Annotated in this window: 20 protein-coding genes and 1 pseudogene; 16 read left to right on the top strand and 5 right to left on the bottom strand. The window is 28.4% G+C overall.

What is annotated here, in order from left to right; translation table 11 throughout:
- Positions 1-2 precede the first annotated feature (2 nt).
- The 5 genes from CQA75_RS01065 (at position 3) to CQA75_RS01045 (ending at position 7279) form a co-directional block, all read left to right on the top strand.
- Positions 3-2183, top strand: a complete 2181-nt coding sequence (locus tag CQA75_RS01065; protein WP_137623212.1) for a dynamin family protein — start codon at positions 3-5, stop codon at positions 2181-2183.
- Positions 2173-3999 carry a dynamin family protein gene (locus CQA75_RS01060; protein WP_137623211.1) on the top strand — a complete coding sequence of 609 codons (1827 nt, stop codon included), beginning with the start codon at positions 2173-2175 and terminating at the stop codon, positions 3997-3999. Before CQA75_RS01065 ends, CQA75_RS01060 begins: the two co-directional genes overlap by 11 nt.
- A gap of 2 nt (positions 4000-4001) precedes the next feature.
- The gene (locus CQA75_RS01055; protein WP_137623210.1) at positions 4002-4712 is read left to right on the top strand and encodes a tetratricopeptide repeat protein; all 711 of its coding nucleotides are present in this window, start codon (positions 4002-4004) and stop codon (positions 4710-4712) included.
- Between the two features lie 115 nt (positions 4713-4827).
- Positions 4828-5556: a gluconate 2-dehydrogenase subunit 3 family protein gene (locus CQA75_RS01050; protein ID WP_137623209.1), complete on the top strand. Its 729-nt coding sequence runs from the start codon at positions 4828-4830 to the stop codon at positions 5554-5556.
- 1 nt (position 5557) lies between these two features.
- On the top strand, positions 5558-7279 hold the full coding sequence (locus tag CQA75_RS01045; protein WP_137623208.1) for a GMC family oxidoreductase: 1722 nt from the start codon (positions 5558-5560) through the stop codon (positions 7277-7279).
- 87 nt (positions 7280-7366) lie between these two features.
- Here CQA75_RS01045 and CQA75_RS01040 read toward each other — a convergent pair whose 3' ends face one another.
- Positions 7367-8068, bottom strand: a complete 702-nt coding sequence (locus CQA75_RS01040; RefSeq protein ID WP_137623207.1) for a putative metalloprotease CJM1_0395 family protein — start codon at positions 8066-8068, stop codon at positions 7367-7369.
- Positions 8069-8169: 101 nt separating this feature from the next.
- Between CQA75_RS01040 and CQA75_RS01035 the strand changes: the two genes are divergently transcribed.
- Together CQA75_RS01035 and CQA75_RS01030 are read left to right on the top strand one after the other, a co-directional pair.
- Positions 8170-8532: an HIT family protein gene (locus tag CQA75_RS01035; RefSeq protein ID WP_137623206.1), complete on the top strand. Its 363-nt coding sequence runs from the start codon at positions 8170-8172 to the stop codon at positions 8530-8532.
- 67 nt (positions 8533-8599) lie between these two features.
- On the top strand, positions 8600-9172 hold the full coding sequence (locus CQA75_RS01030; RefSeq protein WP_137623205.1) for a YceI family protein: 573 nt from the start codon (positions 8600-8602) through the stop codon (positions 9170-9172).
- An 8-nt stretch (positions 9173-9180) separates the two neighbouring features.
- Here the strand turns inward: CQA75_RS01030 and CQA75_RS01025 are convergent, their stop codons facing one another.
- Together CQA75_RS01025 and CQA75_RS01020 are read right to left on the bottom strand one after the other, a co-directional pair.
- Positions 9181-10134: a hypothetical protein gene (locus CQA75_RS01025; protein WP_137623204.1), complete on the bottom strand. Its 954-nt coding sequence runs from the start codon at positions 10132-10134 to the stop codon at positions 9181-9183.
- 54 nt (positions 10135-10188) lie between these two features.
- Positions 10189-10404: a transcriptional regulator gene (locus tag CQA75_RS01020; protein ID WP_137622034.1), complete on the bottom strand. Its 216-nt coding sequence runs from the start codon at positions 10402-10404 to the stop codon at positions 10189-10191.
- Positions 10405-10589: 185 nt separating this feature from the next.
- Here CQA75_RS01020 and CQA75_RS09110 point away from each other — a divergent pair, with 185 nt between their 5' ends.
- From CQA75_RS09110 to CQA75_RS00995, 6 genes are all read left to right on the top strand, one after another.
- The gene (locus tag CQA75_RS09110; RefSeq protein WP_171000063.1) at positions 10590-10766 is read left to right on the top strand and encodes a hypothetical protein; all 177 of its coding nucleotides are present in this window, start codon (positions 10590-10592) and stop codon (positions 10764-10766) included.
- 320 nt (positions 10767-11086) lie between these two features.
- Positions 11087-11350 carry a hypothetical protein gene (locus CQA75_RS01015; protein WP_137623203.1) on the top strand — a complete coding sequence of 88 codons (264 nt, stop codon included), beginning with the start codon at positions 11087-11089 and terminating at the stop codon, positions 11348-11350.
- Entirely contained in the window at positions 11347-11877 is a 531-nt protein-coding gene (locus CQA75_RS01010; RefSeq protein ID WP_137623202.1) for a hypothetical protein, read from the top strand. The genes CQA75_RS01015 and CQA75_RS01010 overlap by 4 nt, the downstream gene beginning before the upstream one ends.
- Positions 11878-11977: 100 nt before the next feature.
- Complete coding sequence (locus CQA75_RS01005; RefSeq protein WP_137623201.1) at positions 11978-13555, top strand: ABC-F family ATP-binding cassette domain-containing protein; 1578 nt, start codon at positions 11978-11980, stop codon at positions 13553-13555.
- Positions 13545-13880, top strand: coding sequence for a hypothetical protein (locus CQA75_RS01000; RefSeq protein ID WP_137623200.1), 336 nt, complete (start codon positions 13545-13547; stop codon positions 13878-13880). The genes CQA75_RS01005 and CQA75_RS01000 overlap by 11 nt, the downstream gene beginning before the upstream one ends.
- 59 nt (positions 13881-13939) lie before the next feature.
- The gene (locus CQA75_RS00995) at positions 13940-14302 is read left to right on the top strand and encodes a hypothetical protein (RefSeq protein ID WP_137623199.1); all 363 of its coding nucleotides are present in this window, start codon (positions 13940-13942) and stop codon (positions 14300-14302) included.
- Positions 14303-14324: 22 nt separating this feature from the next.
- Here CQA75_RS00995 and CQA75_RS00990 read toward each other — a convergent pair whose 3' ends face one another.
- Positions 14325-14909 (bottom strand): IMPACT family protein, encoded by a 585-nt coding sequence (locus tag CQA75_RS00990; protein WP_137623198.1) that lies wholly within the window; start codon positions 14907-14909, stop codon positions 14325-14327.
- A 107-nt stretch (positions 14910-15016) separates the two neighbouring features.
- On the opposite strand from CQA75_RS00990, the gene CQA75_RS00985 reads away from it, so the two are divergent.
- Complete coding sequence (locus CQA75_RS00985; protein ID WP_137623197.1) at positions 15017-16240, top strand: glycosyltransferase family 39 protein; 1224 nt, start codon at positions 15017-15019, stop codon at positions 16238-16240.
- A complete protein-coding gene (locus CQA75_RS00980) occupies positions 16206-16973 on the top strand; it encodes a type II secretion system protein (RefSeq protein WP_137623196.1) in 768 nt (255 codons plus the stop codon). The genes CQA75_RS00985 and CQA75_RS00980 overlap by 35 nt, the downstream gene beginning before the upstream one ends.
- Before the next feature lie 447 nt (positions 16974-17420).
- On the opposite strand, the gene CQA75_RS09105 is transcribed toward CQA75_RS00980, so the two are convergent.
- Positions 17421-17588 (bottom strand): hypothetical protein, encoded by a 168-nt coding sequence (locus CQA75_RS09105; protein WP_171000062.1) that lies wholly within the window; start codon positions 17586-17588, stop codon positions 17421-17423.
- A 532-nt stretch (positions 17589-18120) separates the two neighbouring features.
- Between CQA75_RS09105 and CQA75_RS00970 the strand changes: the two are divergent.
- A pseudogene (locus tag CQA75_RS00970) lies at positions 18121-19313 on the top strand (hypothetical protein); the annotation flags it as partial.

Below are 19313 nucleotides of genomic sequence, written 5' to 3'. Positions count from 1 at the left end.
ACATGAAAGATTTGCTTCAAAAAATTTGGCAAAATAAACTTCAATTTTTAGATTTTAATCTCAATTTTGAGGATAAAAATATTTTAGATGTATCAGAACTTGCTATCATTTTAAGCGTAAATCAAGAAAATTATGAAAGATATTTTCTTTTAAATGAATTTAGAATTATTTTTGAAAAAATTCATTTAAGAGTGGATATTTTTAGCATTCAAAAGGCACAAATTTGTGCGATAAATCTTTGTAAATCAGGATGGGTTAAAAAACAAGAATTATTAGATGCTTTGCAAATTTTGCAAAAAATTTCAGATAATTGTGAAGTTTTTAATTTCATTGAAAAAATGGAAATAAAAGCTGTAGATAAAAAAGAACTTTTTTTAAAAAAATGTGATCAATTAGATATTATTGCTTTAGAGCTTTGTAAATTAAGTTTTGATGAGAATGCAAAAATAAGACTTCATAAAAAAAAAGATAAATTTAAAAAATTAGATTTTAATATCGCAGTGACTGGAATTATGAATTCAGGGAAATCTAGTTTTTTAAATGCTCTTTTAAAAAAAGATATTTTAGGGGTATCGAATATTCCAGAAACGGCTAATTTAACTCTTATAAGTTATGGTGCAAATAAAGAAGTTATGATTTATTTTTGGGATAAATATGAGTGGCAAAATATATTAAAAACTTCTAGCTTTAATGAAGAATTAAAAGCTTTTTTTGATCGTTTGGTTTTAGAGCTTGATATTGATAAATATATAAAAGATGAGACCTTAAGTCAAAAAATTAATTTAGAAGATTTAAAAAATTTTAGTTCTGCTAAAAATAATATTTCAGCTTTGATTAAAAAAATAGAGATTAAAAGCGATTTGGAATTTTTAAAAAATAATGTTTGCATTGTTGATACTCCTGGGCTTGATGATGTGGTTATTCAAAGAGAAATTTTGACAAATGAATATTTAAAAGAGAGTGATTTTTTAATCCATCTTATGAATGCTTCACAAGCATTAACTCAAAAAGATATCGAGTTTTTAACTCATTGTTTATTAAATTCACGTTTGAGTAAATTTTTAATCATCTTAACAAAAGCTGATCTGCTAAAAAAACAAGAACTTGATGAGGTGAAAAATTATATTAAACAGGTTCTCAAAGAAAAGCTTAAAGATGAAAATTTAGTCGCAAAGATTGACTTTTTATCAGTAAGTGCGAAAATGGCCAATGATTTTTATAAAAATCTTGCAAGTGAAGAAAGTCTTGAAAAAAGCGGAATGAAGGAATTTGAAAATTATTTATTTAATGAGCTTTATTCTGGAGAAAAAAGTAAAATTGCCTTAGAATCTTATAAAAAAGAATTATTATTAGAGTTAGATTATCTTTTAAAAGAATATGAATTGCAAAATAAATTTATACAAGAAAAAGAACAAAATTTAGACGAACAAAACAAGCAATTTTTACTCCAGATGCAAAATCAAAAAAAAATATTAAAAGAAGCCAAAGATGAGATTTCAAATTCTATTGTGGAACTTCAAAATTTAGAAAGTGGGATTGATAATCTTGTATTATTACTCGCAAAACAGCTTAAAGATAGGCTAGTTGATGAATTAAAATATTTTAAAAATAAATCTCAAAAAGTTGATGTAAAACGTATTTTAATGATTATAGATACAACGATTAAAGATGGTATAAGCGATATTTTAAGAGAAGTTAAATTTAAAAATATGAAAAAAATTGAAGAATTAAAACTTCATCTGTCTTTGAAATATGATTTTTTAAAAGAAAATTTTAGTAATGATTTTGAAAATTTTAAAGATAAAATTTCTAAAGATATAGAAAATATTTTCAATGATGAAAAAATAATATTACTAAAACTTGAAATTGAAAATATTATAAATCAAAATATTGATTTATTTGATCTTGAAATCAAATTGACTCAAAGCATTAATACTATTTTTCAAAATTTCAATTTTGAAAATATTTTGCAAAGTCTTGATATCAATGGAGCATTTTTTCATTTTTTAGATAAAAAACTTCAAGATTATGAAGAAATTCAAAAAGAAAAGCTAAAAAATATTGAAGATTTAATGAATAAAATCAATGATAAAAATAGCAATATACTCACTTCTTTTGAAGATAATTTGCAAAATATTGCTAAATTAAAACAGCTTAAAATGGATCTTTTACATGCAAATTAATATTTTAAATGATTTTATAAGTTCTTATGAAAAAGCTTATATTAATTATTATGATGATAGTTTTAGCGGAAAAATTAAAACAATTTGTCAAAATCTTAATGAACCTTTTATGCATCCAAGTCGTGAATTAAGCAAAGAATTGAAAGAGTTATGTTTTTCATTAGATAAAAATATCAATATAGCAATTATCGGGCAATTTTCTAGCGGCAAATCAAGTCTTTTAAATTTGATCTTAAAAAAAGAATGTTTGCCTACAGGCGTCATTCCTGTAACTTTTAAGCCAACTTTTTTACATTATGCAAAAGAATACTTTTTAAGAGTGGAATTTGAAGATGGTAGCGATTTGATTACTGAAATAGAAAATCTTGCTTTATATACAGATCAAAGAAATGAGATTAAAAAGGCTAAAAATTTACACATTTTTGCTCCGGTGCCTTTATTGAAAAAAATCACTCTTATTGATACTCCTGGTTTGAATGCAAACGAAAATGATACCTTAACCACACTAAGCGAGTTAAAAAATATCCATGCAGCTATTTGGTTAAGTTTAATTGATAATGCAGGAAAAAAAAGCGAAGAAGAGGTTATCAAGGAAAATACGGAAATTTTGGGCGAATATAGTATTTGTGTTTTAAATCAAAAAGATAAATTAAATGAACAAGAACTGGATAATGTTTTAAATTATGTTAGAAAAAATTTTTCTCAATATTTTAAAGATATTATCGCTATATCTTGCAAAGAAGCTAAAATTCAAGAAAGCTATAAGCATTCTAATTTTGAACTTTTAATTGATTTTTTACAATCTATCGATGATCAAAAAGTAAAGGAAAAATTTACAAGAAGGAAAATATTTAATTTATGCAAAATTTTAGACAATGAAAATAAGCTTTTTTTAGATATTTTTGATCAACTTTTTTTAAATTTTCAAACTTATGAAGAACATGCAAATTCTATATATGAAGGATTTTTAAAAGAAATTGAAATTTTAAATCATCAAATTTTAAATCAATTAAAAAGTATCGGTGAAAAAATTTCAAATGAAATTTTTAATTGCATTAAAGAAAAAGAAGCTTATTTTTATCAAAAATCAAAAAAAATTTTAACAAAAAATTTATACGTAAAATATGCCTATAAAATACCTTACATTTCAACTGATGATACTTATTTATCGATGTTTTATCATTCGGATTCTATGAATAAAGAATTTAAAAAAATTAAAAATGAAATTTATCATTCTTTTGAGCAAATTAAGGAAAATTTAGTCAATTTGGTAAATGTTTTGGAAAAGAAAATTTTATTTTTTAAATCAGAATTTTCAAACATTCAAAAAGATAATGTTTTTCAAAGCGATAGAAATTTTAGTGAGCTTAGAGTTTTTTCAAATGCGAGTGAAGAATATTTTTTAAAAGACTTTAAAGAACTTTTGTTTAAAAATGCATTAGAGCTTGATTTATTTTTTGAAAAACTCAATTTAAAAGCTTTTGCAAATTATGAAAACGCGACAAGACTCACCCTTAGCTTTTTAAGTGATAAAATAAATCAAAGTCGCACTCTTTATGAGTTAGATAGCTCCGAATTTGCTTTATTTTATCCCAAAAAAAGTGAAATTTATGAAAGGGTTTTAAAGGAGCTTAATGTTTATGAATTTGAAAATTTATTGATTGATAAGCCAGTTATTATAAAAATGATCAAGAATTTTTTTAAGGACAATAAAATTTTAATCGAAAATAAAAAACATTTTATAGAGCTTAAAAAAACAGAACTTGATAGAAGAAAAAACCAAATTATTAAATCTTTCGAACTTTTAAAGGGATAAAAATGCTAAAAAGAATTCTAATTTTAATATCGATTTACTGCAGTTTCGTTTTTGCTTTTAGTGATTTAGAAAGAGCCTTGCAGCTTTATGAAGAAAATAAATTTTCTAAAGCGTATGATATGTTTAAAAAACTTTGCGAAAAAGATAGTGCAAAATCTTGTTTTTCTATGGCTTATATGCTTGAAAATGCTCAAGGAATTTCAAGAGATCTTAACGCTGCTTATAAACTTTATAATAAAGCATGTAATTTAGGTTTGCCTGAAGCCTGTTTTAACATGGGGCTTATTTTGCAAAATCAAGGCTATGCCAACGAATCAATTTTGGCTTTTAATAAAGCATGTAATTTAGGAGATGTGAAAAGTTGTAACAATATAGCTCTTTTTTATGAAAAAGATAAAGATGGAAAGATGGCGACTTATTTTTACAAAAAATCTTGTCAGTTAAAAGACGCTGCTGCTTGTTATAAATTGGGTTTTTTATATGAAAAAGGGGAATTGGTAAGGCAAAATGTAAAATATTCCCTATCTTTTTATTTTAAAGCTTGCAATTTAGGCTATGCTGAAGCGTGTTATCTTCTTGGACGCTACAACCAGCTTGAAACAAAAGATTTGCAAAAGGCTAAAATTTATTTTGGTATGGCTTGTGATAAAAAACATAAAGAAGCTTGTGCTGCTTATAAAGAATTAAACTCTAAAACTATAGAAATTTATTAGAATTTCTATAGCTCCCCATCAATTTTAGTAATATTTATTATTTTTCTAATTTAAAGTCTAGTTAATATTAATAAGAGTAACATAATCTTAATTGCGTATGTAAAGGAGAAACAAAATGCAAGATAATATTATAGATAGAAGAAGTTTCTTTAAATTAGGACTTCTGGGTGGCTCTGTTGTAGCTGCAAGTACTTTAGGTGGTGGTGCTGTATTAAAAGCAGCAGAGCTTACAGGTTCTCCAAAATCTTTACAAACTAAATCAAACAAAATTAGAGGCAGAATGTTTTTTCAAACTCAAACTGAATTTGATACTCTGAGTGCAGCTTGTGAAAGAATTTATCCTAAGGATAAGCAAGGAGAAGGAGCTATTGGTCTAGGTGTTCCTTATTTTATTGATAATCAATTAGCCTCGGCGTATGGATACAATGATAGAGAATATATGCAAGGGCCTTTTATAGATGGCAAAAAAGAGCAAGGATATCAAACCCCTATGAAACGTAAGGATATTTTTTTAGAGGGTGTTCATGCTCTTGAAGAAAATGCTAAAAAACGTTATAAAAAATCTTTTTCTTCGCTTAGGGGAAAAGAGCAAGATGAAATTTTAAGAGATTTTGAAAAAGGTAAAATTCAAACTGTAGGTTTTAAATCTTCTTATTTTTTTACCCTTTTAAGAGAAATGACAATTGCAGGTGTTTTAGCAGATCCAATTTATGGTGGAAATGACAATAAAAATGGTTGGAGAATGATGCAGTATCCTGGTGCTCAAATGAGTTATATTGATAAAATTTCAAGTGATGAATTTTTTAATATCGAACCTGTGGGTTTAGCAGATATGGAGGATTAAAATGGCTGAAGTATTAAAAAAGATAGATGTGGTAACAGTAGGCGCAGGTTGGACAGGCGGTATTATAGCTGCAGAACTTACAAAGGCTGGACTTCATGTCCTTAGTTTAGAACGAGGGCATATGCAAAGTACTGAAAATTTTAATTTTATCCATGATGCTTGGAGATATGGAGTTAATTATGGTTTAATGCAAGATTGTTCTAAGGATACTTTAACTTTTTGCCATAGTCCTGGAGAACTTGCTTTACCAATGAGAAAACTCGGCTCTTTTTTGCTTGGAAACAATGTCGGTGGCGCTGGAGTCCATTGGAGTGGACATACATTTAGATTTACTCCTTATGATTTTGAAATCAAAAGTAGAAGTTTTAAGCGATATGGAAATAAATTAGGCGATGATTATACTTTGCAAGATTGGGGCTTAACTTATGAGGATATGGAGCCTTATTATGATAAATTTGAAAAAACTTGTGGAATTTCTGGAGAGCCAAACCCACTTGCTGAAAAAATGGGTTCTTTTAGATCAAGTCCTTATCCTCAAAAACCTTTAGAAAATACAAAAATACTCAAACGTTTTGAAAATGCGGCAAAAGAGATGAATTTGCATACTTACCGTTTGCCAGCAGGCACTTCTAGATCCAGTTATGTCAATCCAGATGGTCAAGAATTAGCTCCTTGTGAATACTGCTCTTTTTGCGAAAGATATGGTTGTGAATATGGAGCAAAGGCAAGTCCTATAACAACGGTTATTCCTAAAGCTATGAGTACAGGTAAATATACCATACGCACTTATAGCAATGTTACGCAAATTCTAAAAAAAGACGGCAAGGTTACAGGAGTTAAATTTGTAGATACTCGAACTATGAAAGAATATATTCAACCTGCTGATATAGTCGTGCTTACAAGTTTTGTATTTAATAATGCTAAACTTTTAATGGTGAGTGATATTGGAACACAATACGATCCAAAAACAGGCAAGGGTACTTTGGGTAAAAACTATTGCTATCAAATAAGAGCCTCTAGCACTGCTTTTTTTGATGAGCAGTTTAATACTTTTATGGGTTCTGGTTCTTTGGGGACAACTTGCGATGATTTTAATGCAGATAATTTTGATCACTCTAAAGAAAAATTTCTTCATGGTGCGGCTTTATTAGTAACACAAAAAGGAACAACTCCAAATGAATCAGTTGCCTTACCTAAGGGAGCACCTAAATGGGGTGAACAATTTAAGAAAATTTTTAATGAAAGCTATACGCGTTCGATAACCATAGGTTCTTTAGGGGCTTCTTTACCACATAAAAATAATTATTTAAGTTTAGATCCGACTTATAAAGATGCTTTCGGGATGCCACTTTTACGCTTAACTTATAATTTTACAGATCAAGACAGAGCTTTAAATAAATTCATTACAGATAAAACAGCTCAAATAGCACAAAGAATGAAAGGTGTAAAATCAATTAAAAAAGGTTCTTATCTTAAAAATTATAGCATTGTGCCTTATCAAACCACTCATAATACTGGTGGAACAACCATGGGTGCAAATCCTGAAATGAGTGTTGTAAATACTTATTTGCAACATTGGGATGCGGATAATCTTTTTGTTGTAGGCGCTGGCAATTTCCAACACAATGGTGGTTACAATCCAACAGATACTGTAGGAGCTTTGGCTTATCGTTGCGCTGAAGGGATTTTGAAATATCATAAAAGTGGAAAAATTCTTGCTTGAAAGCTTTTGCTTTCAAGCTTATTGATGATACAATGTCTTAGTATTTTTTTGCATCAAAATAAATAAAATCAAAGTATATTTAGAGTATCAAGAAGCGATACTAAAATGAATGTAATTATTTTTAGAATTTTGCTGATAAGTTGTAGCAACGAATTTTTTAAATTTTTTATCCGCGGTTTCATCAGGGGATGATTGTTTAGAATTTTTTGAATCTACATTATCTGATTCTTCTGTTTTTTCCTTATTTTCCTCTTCTTTTTCTTTAGCTTCTTCAGCTTTTATTTTCATCGCTTCTGCTCTAGCTTCAAATTCCATTTTTGTTGCATTTGCAGCCACTTTGTAATCTTGTGGGCTAGGATCTGCGGGGGCCATAGCTGCGGCTACTATTTGACGAGCATTAGCTATCGTTTCTTCAGGAGTGTTTCCTTTTTGCATACTGATAGGAACTTCACCTGCAGTAGCATACATTTGATTATCAGGTCCTCTAGTGTAAGTAAAACTTGCAGCTCCAGCTAATCCACCACCAGCGGCTTGATGCGCGGCTTCATGTGCTTTTACATTTCTATCTATATTTTGGAGTTCTCTAAGTTGCTGAATTTGTTTAGCGTCAAGTTTAACGCCATTGATCATTTGTGTATCTTGTTGATTATTTTCGCTAGATGAGGTATCATCGTCATTTTTCGCATCTATAGAATCATTATCTTTTAAGTCTATAGAATTACCATTTTTTGAGTCATTAGAAGAGTGATTAAAATGATAATATGAGCTATAATTTAAGCCAATTTGCATTTATTCTCCTAATGTTTTTCTAAATTTTATCCATTTTATCTTAAAAATTTGATAATTTTTGTAAAATATTTTTTATGATTTTAATTTAATAAGGCGTAAAAATGATTTATAAAAACGATTTAATTTACATAGAAAAAGAAGAGTCTCAAATTCCTTGGATAAAGATTTTTACTCAGTATCCTCATAAAGAATTAAGCGATTGCCCAAGTGATTTACAAAGAGAACTTTTTGATAAAATTTTACTTTGTGAAAAAGCTATGATTGAATTTTATAATCCAGAAAAAATCAATATAGCCTCATTTGCAAACTATGTTCCAAGAGTTCATTTTCATGTAATGGCTCGTTTTAAAGATGACGCTTATTTTCCAGAATGTATGTGGGGAAAACAGCAAAGAGAAATGAAAGATTTAAAATTGCCAAATTTTGATGATTTTGTGAAATTTTTACTCAATACTTTAAATTGATATTAATTATTGATTATTTTTTCTTTCATATAATTTCTTTGACCAAAATTATTATTAAAGGAAAAAAATGAAAAAAATTCTACTAAGCTCTTTAGTTGTTGCATCTTTCTTGAGTACAGGTTTATTTGCACAAGAATATACTTTAGATAAAGCTCACACAGATATCGGTTTTAAAATTAAACATTTGCAAATCAGCAACGTAAAGGGAAATTTTCAAGATTATAGTGCAGTTATAGATTTTGATCCTAAAACTTATGAATTTAAAAAACTTGAAGCTGTAATCAAAGTAGCCTCTGTTAATACTGATAATCAAACTAGAGATAATCATTTAAGACAAGATGACTTTTTTAAAGCAAAAAAATATCCTGATATGACATTTGTAATGAAAAAATATGAAAAACTTAGTAAAGAAAAAGGAAAAATGACAGGGATCTTAACTATAGCTGGAGTTTCAAAAGAAGTGGTTTTAGATACTGAAATAGGCGGTATGGCTAAAGGAAAAGATGGTAAAGAAAAAGTAGGTTTTTCTTTAAATGGAAAAATCAAGCGTTCTGAATTTAAATTTGGCGCTGGAACTTCTACACTTACTTTAGGTGATGATATTACTTTAAGTATTGATGCAGAAGCAAACGAAAAATAATATCAAATCTAAGAGAGCTTTTCTCTTAGATTTTCTAAAATATAAGTTAAACTTTTATCCTTATTTTCTTCCCACATAAGTTTAAATTCTGGTTTAAAGCTTTCATTTTCTAATTTTAATTCTGTATTTTTTAAAGTCGATTCTAGAAAAGCAAGATGATTTAAAGCAGTATTTTTGTCATCAAAAATTAAAATAAAATCATAGTTTTGTATAAAAATTTTTGTCTTAAAGCGTTTTAAAATTTTAGCAATTTGTTTTAAAATAAGCTTGACATAAGATTCTTGAGTGTATCGCAATTCATTAAAATGAAGCAAGGCGATGATGTAATGATCTTTTCCTTTAAGATAATGCATCAATTTTTTTTCATTGGGCAATTTTGTCAAAGCATCAAAAAATAAATTTTGATATATTTGATACAAAATAACAAAGCAAAAAATCAAACTAGCAAATTCAAAGTATTTAACACCGCAAAAAAAATCAAATAGAAATTGCAAATTTGCTCCAACAAAGGCTAACAAAAGATAATATTCTTTTCTTTTAAAGCTTTGTATAATCAAGATAAAACCACAAAGGATAAAAAATAAAAAAGCAAGTTCATTGATCGGTTTAAGTAAAATTAAATTTAAATGAAAGTCTAAATTACTAGCATTGAAATTGGTGTTATTTGGAAGGATAAAACCTAAAATTGCTATAAAAATGATGATTAAAAAAGAGCTAAGATTGCTTTTTTCTAAAATTTTATTGGATATTTTTTTTACTCCAAGTAAAACAAAAATCAAAGGCAAAAATAAAGAAACAAACAAGTGAGCTTGAAATATACTATTGAAAAAATAAGGCAAATGAAAGATAAGTAAAGCAAGAGTGATAAAAAATATACGCGTATTTTTAAAATAAAAAGCTAAAAATAACGTTAAAATTTCAAAAATCAAACTAAAATAACTTAAAAAATCTAAAAAAAACATCAATCAACCTTTAAATAATAAAAATTGAGAATTTTATATAAAAAAACTTAAAAATTAGTCTTTGTTAAATTTTGAGATTTCTTCTTGTATTTTTTGTTCCATATTAAGGAGTTCTTCGTAGTCTTTTTTCTGTTTTTCTAAAAGTTCATCAAATTTAAATCCTAGCATGACAATACGATATAAATTAGGCTTATATTTTCTCCAGTTATATAGTGTGCTTACATCAACATCAATTTCATACGCCATGTCACGTTTGCTTTTTTTGATCATCTAATTCCTATTAAAATTTTTAAAATTCTACATTAGTTTTTCTTTATTAAAAACACTTGAAATATTTTAATTATTGATTAAGTTTTAATGTGAAATAATTCCATAGTTTTATTTAATTTTAAGGAGTGAAAGAATGGATGCTACGAGTTTATTTTCATCAATAGAAAATAAACTGCTAAAAGAATATGGATCTTTCTAGAAAAAGAATAAGTCAAGGATATAAATATTCTGAGCCTATTATGTCTAATGAAGACTTAAAGAAAAAGCTTGAAGCTTTAAGTTCTGACGAGTTAGATAAGATGTGTGCAAGACTTCAATATACTAAGTTTAAAAATCCAACTTTAGTTTTTTTGGGTTTATAATTTTTTGATTAGGTAATTTTGGTGTAGTTAAGATTTTACATAGAGTAAATTGGATTTGGAATTTTTAGATTAGCTTTAACTTTACTTTTGTTATCATTGGCTTTGTTGCTGAATCTTCATATGATCCATTCTGGATAGCTGTTTCAAAGATGTTTGATTGGGGTAACTTCGGTATAGCTATAATAGATTTATTTATAGTCGGGGTATTACTTAGAAATCAAAATCTTGAAAAAGTTAATTCAATTATAGATGAGATTAAATCTTAACATTGTAAATTAAAGAAAAATTTTTAACTTATACCCAAATTAAAGGAAATAAAAATGAGTGAAAAATATGCACCTTTTGAAACAGAACCCACTTTGCTTTATGACAAAGATACTTTTAAAATCGTTGCAGGAAAAGCATATACAAATAAAGATGAAAAATTTTGTATCGGTTTAAAATCAAATGGTTTTCCAAAAAATGCTTATCTTATATTCCCACCACAACTTAACTTGGATTTGTTAAGAAATCTCTTAGGTCAAGATGGTGCTAAAAATGACGAAATTATGAAATTTATTAAAATAATAACGGATAAGCAATGAAAAAAGTTTTATTAAGTTTGCTTTTAGCTTTATTATTCCTTGGATGTTTTGATACCAAGTCAAAATGCAATGATGAAAATGTTAAGCTTGCATTAAAAAATATTTTATATGACAATGGGTGGGTTTATGTCGAATGCGGTTTAAATGAACAGTCTTTAAAAATATTAAAATTAGCCTTAGGTGTGAATATAAGAGATATAGAGGCTTTTGTTGCAGCCGATACGACCGGAGTTTTAAGAGCATATTCTAAATGGCTTTTTGATTTGAAGGATTATGCCAATGAAGTAGTTTATACTTCTTTTGGTAGCTTTATAACTCAAGATAGTAATGATAAAAAAACAACTTTTTGCAAAGCTAGTTTAAAATTAACTTATCCACAAATGCCCAATGATATGAGAAAAAAATACGATAAAGGTATTTTAAAGGGAATTTTATTTGATGGAGGGGAGTATGAGGCTCAAATTTCATATAATGTTCAATTTAGTGACGATAAAAAACAAGTTTTTGTGGAAATTTTAGATTATTAATGTATTTTATAGCAATGAAAATTTTATTTTTCATTGTTTATACTAAATTAACTTCAAGTCTTTTTTTGCTACAATTTTTCAAAAAATCTAAGGAATCTTTATGGTTGAAGTAAGAAATCTTACCATGCGTTTTGCAAATCAACTTTTATTTGAAAATGTCAATTTAAAACTCGTTCGCGGACAAAGATATGGACTTATAGGCGCTAATGGTGCTGGAAAATCAACTTTTTTAAAAATTCTTTCAGGTGAAATAGAATCAAGTAGTGGTGAAGTCGTTTTTGATGAGGGCTTAAGGATCGCAGTTTTAGGGCAAGATCAATTTGCTTTTGAAAACTACACCATTAAAGATGCGGTTATGTGTGCCAACAAAAGATTATATGAGGCTTTAAAAGAAAAAGAAAAGCTTTATATGAGTGAAGAATTTACCGATGAAATCAATGAACGCTTAAGCGAACTTGAGATGATAACGGCTGAAGAGGATCCAAATTACGATTGTGAAACGCGTTGTGAAAAAATTTTAAGTTCTTTAAAAATCAAAGATTTTGATGCTTTGATGAGTACTTTGCAAAGCGCAGATAAATTTAAAGTTTTACTTGCACAAGTATTGTTTTTAGGTGCAGATGTGCTTTTTTTAGACGAGCCTACAAATAACCTTGATTTAGAGGCAATTTCTTGGCTTGAAAATGAACTTTTAAGACACGAGGGAACTTTGGTAGTGATCTCTCACGATAGGCATTTTCTTAATAAAATTTGCACGAGAATTTTAGATGTTGATTTTAAGCAAATTCGAGATTTTGCTGGAAATTACGATGATTGGTATATGGCTTCGACGCTTTTAGCAAAACAAGCTGAACTTAAACGCGATAAAACTTTAAAAGAAAGAGAAGAATTAGAAAATTTTATCCGCCGTTTTAGTGCAAATGCGTCTAAGGCAAAACAAGCCACAAGTAGGGCTAAGGCACTTGAAAAATTAGAGCTTGAGGAAATTAAAATTTCAAGTCGCAGGGATCCTAGTATCGTTTTTCGCTTAGGAAGAGAGATTGGCAATGAAGTTTTAGAGCTTAAGGGAATTTCTAAAGCTTATGAACATAGTTTATTTTCAAATTTGGAACTTAAGATAGAAAAAAATGATAAAATTGCTTTAATCGGAGCAAATGGCGTGGGTAAATCAACTTTGGCAAAAATCATTGCAAATGCCATCACTCCAGATAGTGGTAATTTACATTTAGGTGCAACTATAGAGCTTGGATATTTTCCACAAGATACGAGTAATATCATCAATGAAAATTTAAAGCTTTATGAATGGCTTATGAGTGAAAAATTTAAAGATTTAGATGAGATTAGAAAGTGTTTGGGAAGAATGCTTTTTAGCGGAAGCGATCAAGAAAAAATGGCCGCAAATTTAAGCGGAGGTGAAAAGCATCGCTTGATGCTTTCTCGTCTTATGCTAGAGCGTCCAAATTTTTTACTTTTAGATGAACCTGATAACCATCTTGATCTTGAAAGTATTATTGCTTTAGGAGAAGCTTTGTATAATTTTCAAGGTGTGGTGCTTTGTGTGAGTCACGATAGGGAACTCATCAGTTCTTTTGCTAATCGTATTTGGGAACTAAAAGATGGAAAACTTTTAGACTTTAGAGGAAATTATGAAGAATTTTTAGGAGAAAATAATGGCTAAATTTAGAATTCAATACAGTGCAGGTTTTGGGCATTTTACTCAAAATCATAAAGGTTTTGGTCCGACTATTTATATCGAAGAAGTTGTGGAATTTGATAACGGAAAAGATTATTTTGATTATATCGATTTTTATAAGACTTATTCTAAGCCTGATGATACCTATTTTCACATCAGCTTTTTAGAGGATAGACCTTTAAGCGATAAAGAAATTACTATACGCAATGAATACCGAAAAATGCGTGATGAAAACTGCAAAAAAGCTAAAGAAAATTTCATAGCAAATCGCGAAATTGATGTGGAGTATGTCCCAACTCATCACGATTGATTTTTAAAAGGAACGATTTTTGCTTACATAATTTTTGCATATTTTGAAAGGAGAAAGTTATGCAAGTAGGTTACAAAACCATAAGCTCGTATGAATACGATGCTATCAGTGGTCAGTATAAAAAAGTGGATAAAGAAGTTGAGGATTATTCTTCTAATTCTGATTTCACAAGTCTTTTAGACAGATTAGGTGAGAATGAAAGTTCGCAGAATTTGGATTCTAAAATAAACAATGAGAGTTCAAATTCAAATCATTCTTTAAGCACATACGCTCAAAATTCAAATGTTTATGCTTATCGTTTTAGACAAAATGAAGGGGATCTTTCTTTAAGATCTCAAAGTGCAAGTGTGCATAATGATCTTTTAAATCAGAATGAACAAAAGAATAGCTCTCTTTTGAATGATTTATTAAGTGCAATTTAATCAAAGTCCCATTTATGGGGCTTTACCGCCTTTGTATTTCTAGAGGTGTAAAATTTTTACAAAATACCTCAAATTTTTCTTTTTCATTTTTACTAACATAAAAACTCAAAATCACTCTTTCATCTATAAAATCGCGTTGAAATTTTAAAGCGTTTGAATTTAAAAAATGCTCCAAGCGTCCAAGATTTTTTATATTGATAGCAATTTCAATTTTTTCTTTAATTTCAAAAGGCATTAAAGTTGAATGACAGATCACTTCATTAACAGCATCACTGTATGCCCTTACAAGTCCTCCTGTGCCAAGTTTTATCCCGCCAAAATATCTTACCACAATGACAGCTGTATTGATCAGATCAAAACCTCTTAAAACATTTAAAGAAGGCATTCCAGAGGTTCCTTTAGGTTCGCCATCATCACTTTTATCTTCTACGATTTGATTGAAATCATTTAAATATCTATAAGCATAGACAAAATGCACAGCTTTTGGATGCTCTTGTTTTAAATTGCTTAAAAGTGTTTTAAAATGTTCATAAGGACAAAGAAAAGCTAAAAAAGTGGATTTTTTGATTTCAATACTGCTTGTATAAATTTGAGTGACAATTTGCATTTTAACCTTAGGTGAATTAAAATTTATATATAGCTTGACTAAAATAAACATAGTATCAATTTTAAGCTAAATTTATAATTTAAGATTAATTTGCTAGAATTAAATTCATGAAAAAAGTCAAAAAAACGCATTTTATTATTTTATTGATCTTTGATTTTTTAGCCCTTTTTTATGGAATTTCTACTTTAAGTATCAGTAGTGATGAAGCTGAAATTTATTTTGGAGAAAGAAATTCTCTTTTATTTTTTTCGCATGATTTGCTTTATTATCTGACTCATTTTGGAACTTTTATTTTGGGTCAAAATGATTTTGGCTTAAGATTTCCTATTTTGTTTTTTCATTTTTTAAGTTGTTTTTTACTTTATAAATTAGCACAAAAATATACCAAAACGCCTCTTGATACCTTTCTTTCGCTTTTGCTTTTTATTTTACTTCCTGGCACTGTTGCGAGTGCTTTATTGGTCAATGAGGCCGCTATAGTTATTTTTTTAACATTAGCAATACTTTGTGCCTACGAGTATGAGAAAAAATGGCTTTTTTATCTTCTTTTGATCCTTTCTTTGTGTGTGGATAAATCATTTAATATTTTATTTTTAACCTTTTTCTTTTTTGGAATTTATAAAAAAGATTTTCTTTTATTGAATTTATCTTTGATACTTTTTGGGATCAATATCAGTTTTTACGGCTTTGATATAAGCGGACGTCCAAGAGGGTATTTTTTGGATACTTTAGGAATTTTCTCCGCTTGTTTTTCTCCGCTTGTTTTTATTTATTTTTTTTATGTTATTTATCGTTTGATGTTTAGAGAGAAAAAAAGCTTGCTTTGGTTTTTGATGAGTATTACTTTTATTTTTTGCTCCTTGCTTTCTTTAAGGCAAAAACTTTATTTGGAAGATTTTCTTCCATTTTGTGTTATTTGCACCCCTTTGATGATAAAAACTCTTATGGAAAGCTATCGCGTAAGATTATCTGTGTTTAGATTGAAATATAAAATTTTTATAGAATGCACAGTTATTTTTTTGCTATTTTGCTATTTTGTCATTATAGGAAATCAATTTTTATATTATATAGTTTCAAATCCTAAAAGAAATTTTGCAAACAATTACCATTTTGCCAAAGAATTAAGTCAAGAATTAAAAAAGCAAAATATTTTTGCGATCAGAGTTTCTGATGCCTTGCAAAAAAGATTAAAATTTTATGGGATTAAAGATAGCAATACTTTTTATTTAAGTGCTATAAAAAATGATAAAGAAGATGATAAGAATCAAAAAATAATCAAAGTCAAGTTGGGTAAATTTGAAAAAAAATATCAAATCAAAAGCTTTAAGTAGGGCTTTTACTCTTTTAGAACTTGTTTTGATTATTTTTATTTTAGGTATTGTTATTTCTATAGTTAAAATCAATATAAAACAAGACAGATCGATTTTAGGCGCAAAACAAATTCTTAACGATATCAATTATCTTAGAAATTTAGCCATGATACAAGAAAGTTTTAGAAATTCAGATCTAGCAGTGGCCAAAAGAGAATGGTATAAAAGCAGATGGCAACTCTATTTTATCAAATCTGCAGCGACTGATTATGAGCAAACTTATACTATTTTTTTAGATAAAAATGGCGATGGTAATGCAAATTTAGGTAAAACAGATATCAATATTGATAGAGAAATTGCCATAGATATCTTAAATCCTAAAAAACTCATGAATTCAGGACAAAGCGGAGTGATCGATAAGGATGATGAAAAAGTAACCAAAAGATTTAATATTTTTAAAACTTTCGATATAGAAAAAGTTGAATTTAAAGGATCTTGCAGCGGTTCGACAAGAATTGTTTTTGATGAAATGGGAAGATTATATTCTCCGCTTAAAAATTCCAAAAGCCTCTATGATAAAAATTTAGCAAAAAGCGGCAAAAATTGCATCATTCGCTTAACCTCCAAATACAAACGTCAAATTTGTATAGTGATTGATCCTTTAAGTGGATATGCTCATATTCCTAAATTTAGCAATTTTAATCAACAATCACTCATCTACAATGAAAAAATAACAGAGTGTTCTAAAATTTAGTTAAAAATAAAATTTAAGCATCGCATAAAGTAACTTCTACATCTTAGTTATTTTAATCATATTTTTTAAAATTAAAAATCTTAATTTTTACAAATGATCTAAAAAATACATCCACTATTAAACCACTTTCAAAAAAAATAATAAAATTTATTTATCTATAATAATAAAAAATTTTAATTTGATAACTTCAATTATAATTTATTATAATTACAATTATTTTTAATAATAATATAAATTATTTTTAAAGATAAACTTTTAAATTTGGGTTAAAGCTATCAAAATAAACCCTATAATATCAGCTTTAACTCTACTCAAAATCAAATCAAGTTGCAATAATCATAATTGCTTAAAAATAATATAAATTATTTCTTAAATATAGAAATGATTTTTCAAGGAGAAATGATGAAAAATAAAAACTTGTCTAACGGGGGGGGGGGATTTAAAAAATCAATCTCTTTCTAAAAAATTCTTATTTTCTTTAGCAACAGTTTCTGTTTTAAGCACCTGTGCTGATGCTACAATTAGCGGTGCTGGATGTAATGGAACTTGTGGAACAGTTAGTGGCCCCGAAACAACCAAAATTACTATAGATGGAGCTAATAATACATTAACCATTGAAGAAGGTGGTTCAGTTAAACTAAGCGGTGATAATGATATCGCTATTAATTTTCAAAACAACTCATCGATTGAAACTTTCAAAAACCAAGGAACAGTAGTAGGTGGAAGCAATACTGCTAGTATTGAAATTGGAAAAAGCAATGGTGCCACCATCACTAATTTTGAAAATAGCGGAATCATAGGTAATGGAACTTCTAAATTTGGTGTAACTGTTTGGGGTAGTGATGATAAAAAATCTACCATAAATACTTTTACAAATAGTGGAACCATAAATTCAAAAAATGAAGCTGTCTATCTCTCAAATGCTAGTATAGATAATTTTACTAATAGTGGAACAATCATCAGTGCTAATCATAATGGTTTAGCCATTAAATCAAATTCAACTATAGCGACTTTCAAAAATACAGGAACAATTCAAGGTGGAAATAAAAAAGCTAGTATTGAAATTGGTGAAGATAAAAAAGACGGTGTCACTATCACTACTTTTGAAAATAATGGAATCATAGGTAATGGAAATTCTAAATACGGCGTGGTAATTTGGTCGGGAGATGATAAAACTCAATCAACCATAACAAACTTTACTAATAGTGGAACTATAAATTCAAGCACTAATGAAAGCATCTTTATAAAAAACGCTACCATAACAAACTTTACTAATAGTGGAACTATAACTCAAGGAATTAATATGAGCAATGGTGTTACTATAGATAATTTTAAAAATACAGGTATTATAGACATAAATACAAATCTTAGTTATGGATCGGCTCTATTACTTGGAACATTTAATGGAAGCAAACCATCAATTATTAAAACATTTACCAATGAAGGGACTATAAAAAGCAATAATCATGGTGTTTCTATAACAACTAGTAATAAAATAGAAACTTTTACCAACAAAGGAACTATAGATGTTGAAGGCAATGGGATAAATTTTTTCATCTTTGTGGGATTGGGTGATGGTGTATCAGAACTTGGTCAAATCAACCTAGAATCTGGTAGCATCATTAAAGCTGGTCAAAATGGTATTTATATAGATGGTGGAATTCAAGACATCAAAGCCAAAGGTATTGAAGTAAAAAAAGGTGCTAAAGTAGAAGGAGGTAATGCTGGTATTTTCATAGGTGGTGGAAAACAACTTGATACTTTAATTAAAATATCAGGTGAAGTTAAAGGTGGAAAAGCAGGTATTATCAATGAAGGTGTGATTGGCTCTGGCTCTGATAGCAGTGGAGACACAGGTATCAAGATAGAAGAAGGTGGTAGCTTAGCTGGTGGTATAGTCAATCAAGGTAATGGTTCTATCACAGGTTCTATCACAGTAGAAGAAGGTGGCCAACTTGACTCCATAGTCAATACTTCTACTTCTGATACAGGTATTTCAGGTTCTATCACAAACAATAGTGATAATAAATTAGAAATCTCCAATGGAGAAGGTGCTACTATAGGTGGTGGTATTGTTAATAACGGAAGTGCTGATTTAGTAATCTCTAATCAAGGCAATGTTGGTAAAGATAAAGATGGCAATACAGTAACTAACAATGGTGGAGGTAGTGTTAATATACAAGATTGGGTTGTTTCTACTGATGAAAATGGTCAATTAGAAACTGTTGTGGTAGGTGGAGATAATAAAGACAATGTAACTGTAGATAAAGTTACTGTAGATCAAAGCGGACTTGATTTAGGACAACTTGATAATGTTAGCAATCTCATTTCAGGAGTAAA

Source organism: Campylobacter taeniopygiae (assembly GCF_005406225.1).
Classification (GTDB): Bacteria; Campylobacterota; Campylobacteria; order Campylobacterales; family Campylobacteraceae; genus Campylobacter_D; species Campylobacter_D taeniopygiae.
The sequence above is the reverse complement of the archived record's forward strand: the minus strand, read 5'-3'. Positions and strand labels throughout refer to the sequence as shown.

Bases quoted from the DNA above. Each gene is read 5' to 3' on its own strand.
- CQA75_RS01065 (WP_137623212.1), top strand. From the start codon at position 3: ATGAAAGATTTGCTTCAAAAAATTTGGCAAAATAAACTTCAATTTTTA.
- CQA75_RS01030 (WP_137623205.1), top strand. From the start codon at position 8,600: ATGAAAAAAATTCTACTAAGCTCTTTAGTTGTTGCATCTTTCTTGAGT.
- CQA75_RS01040 (WP_137623207.1), bottom strand. From the start codon at position 8,068: ATGCAAATTGGCTTAAATTATAGCTCATATTATCATTTTAATCACTCT.
- CQA75_RS01055 (WP_137623210.1), top strand. From the start codon at position 4,002: ATGCTAAAAAGAATTCTAATTTTAATATCGATTTACTGCAGTTTCGTT.
- CQA75_RS09105 (WP_171000062.1), bottom strand. From the start codon at position 17,588: ATGGTTAATGTATTATTAGCTCCATCTATAGTAATTTTGGTTGTTTCG.
- CQA75_RS01005 (WP_137623201.1), top strand. From the start codon at position 11,978: ATGGTTGAAGTAAGAAATCTTACCATGCGTTTTGCAAATCAACTTTTA.
- CQA75_RS01025 (WP_137623204.1), bottom strand. From the start codon at position 10,134: ATGTTTTTTTTAGATTTTTTAAGTTATTTTAGTTTGATTTTTGAAATT.
- CQA75_RS01010 (WP_137623202.1), top strand. From the start codon at position 11,347: ATGAAAAAAGTTTTATTAAGTTTGCTTTTAGCTTTATTATTCCTTGGA.
- CQA75_RS01035 (WP_137623206.1), top strand. From the start codon at position 8,170: ATGATTTATAAAAACGATTTAATTTACATAGAAAAAGAAGAGTCTCAA.
- CQA75_RS00990 (WP_137623198.1), bottom strand. From the start codon at position 14,909: ATGCAAATTGTCACTCAAATTTATACAAGCAGTATTGAAATCAAAAAA.
- CQA75_RS01060 (WP_137623211.1), top strand. From the start codon at position 2,173: ATGCAAATTAATATTTTAAATGATTTTATAAGTTCTTATGAAAAAGCT.
- CQA75_RS01050 (WP_137623209.1), top strand. From the start codon at position 4,828: ATGCAAGATAATATTATAGATAGAAGAAGTTTCTTTAAATTAGGACTT.
- CQA75_RS01020 (WP_137622034.1), bottom strand. From the start codon at position 10,404: ATGATCAAAAAAAGCAAACGTGACATGGCGTATGAAATTGATGTTGAT.
- CQA75_RS01045 (WP_137623208.1), top strand. From the start codon at position 5,558: ATGGCTGAAGTATTAAAAAAGATAGATGTGGTAACAGTAGGCGCAGGT.
- CQA75_RS01015 (WP_137623203.1), top strand. From the start codon at position 11,087: ATGAGTGAAAAATATGCACCTTTTGAAACAGAACCCACTTTGCTTTAT.
- CQA75_RS09110 (WP_171000063.1), top strand. From the start codon at position 10,590: ATGGATCTTTCTAGAAAAAGAATAAGTCAAGGATATAAATATTCTGAG.
- CQA75_RS00995 (WP_137623199.1), top strand. From the start codon at position 13,940: ATGCAAGTAGGTTACAAAACCATAAGCTCGTATGAATACGATGCTATC.
- CQA75_RS00985 (WP_137623197.1), top strand. From the start codon at position 15,017: ATGAAAAAAGTCAAAAAAACGCATTTTATTATTTTATTGATCTTTGAT.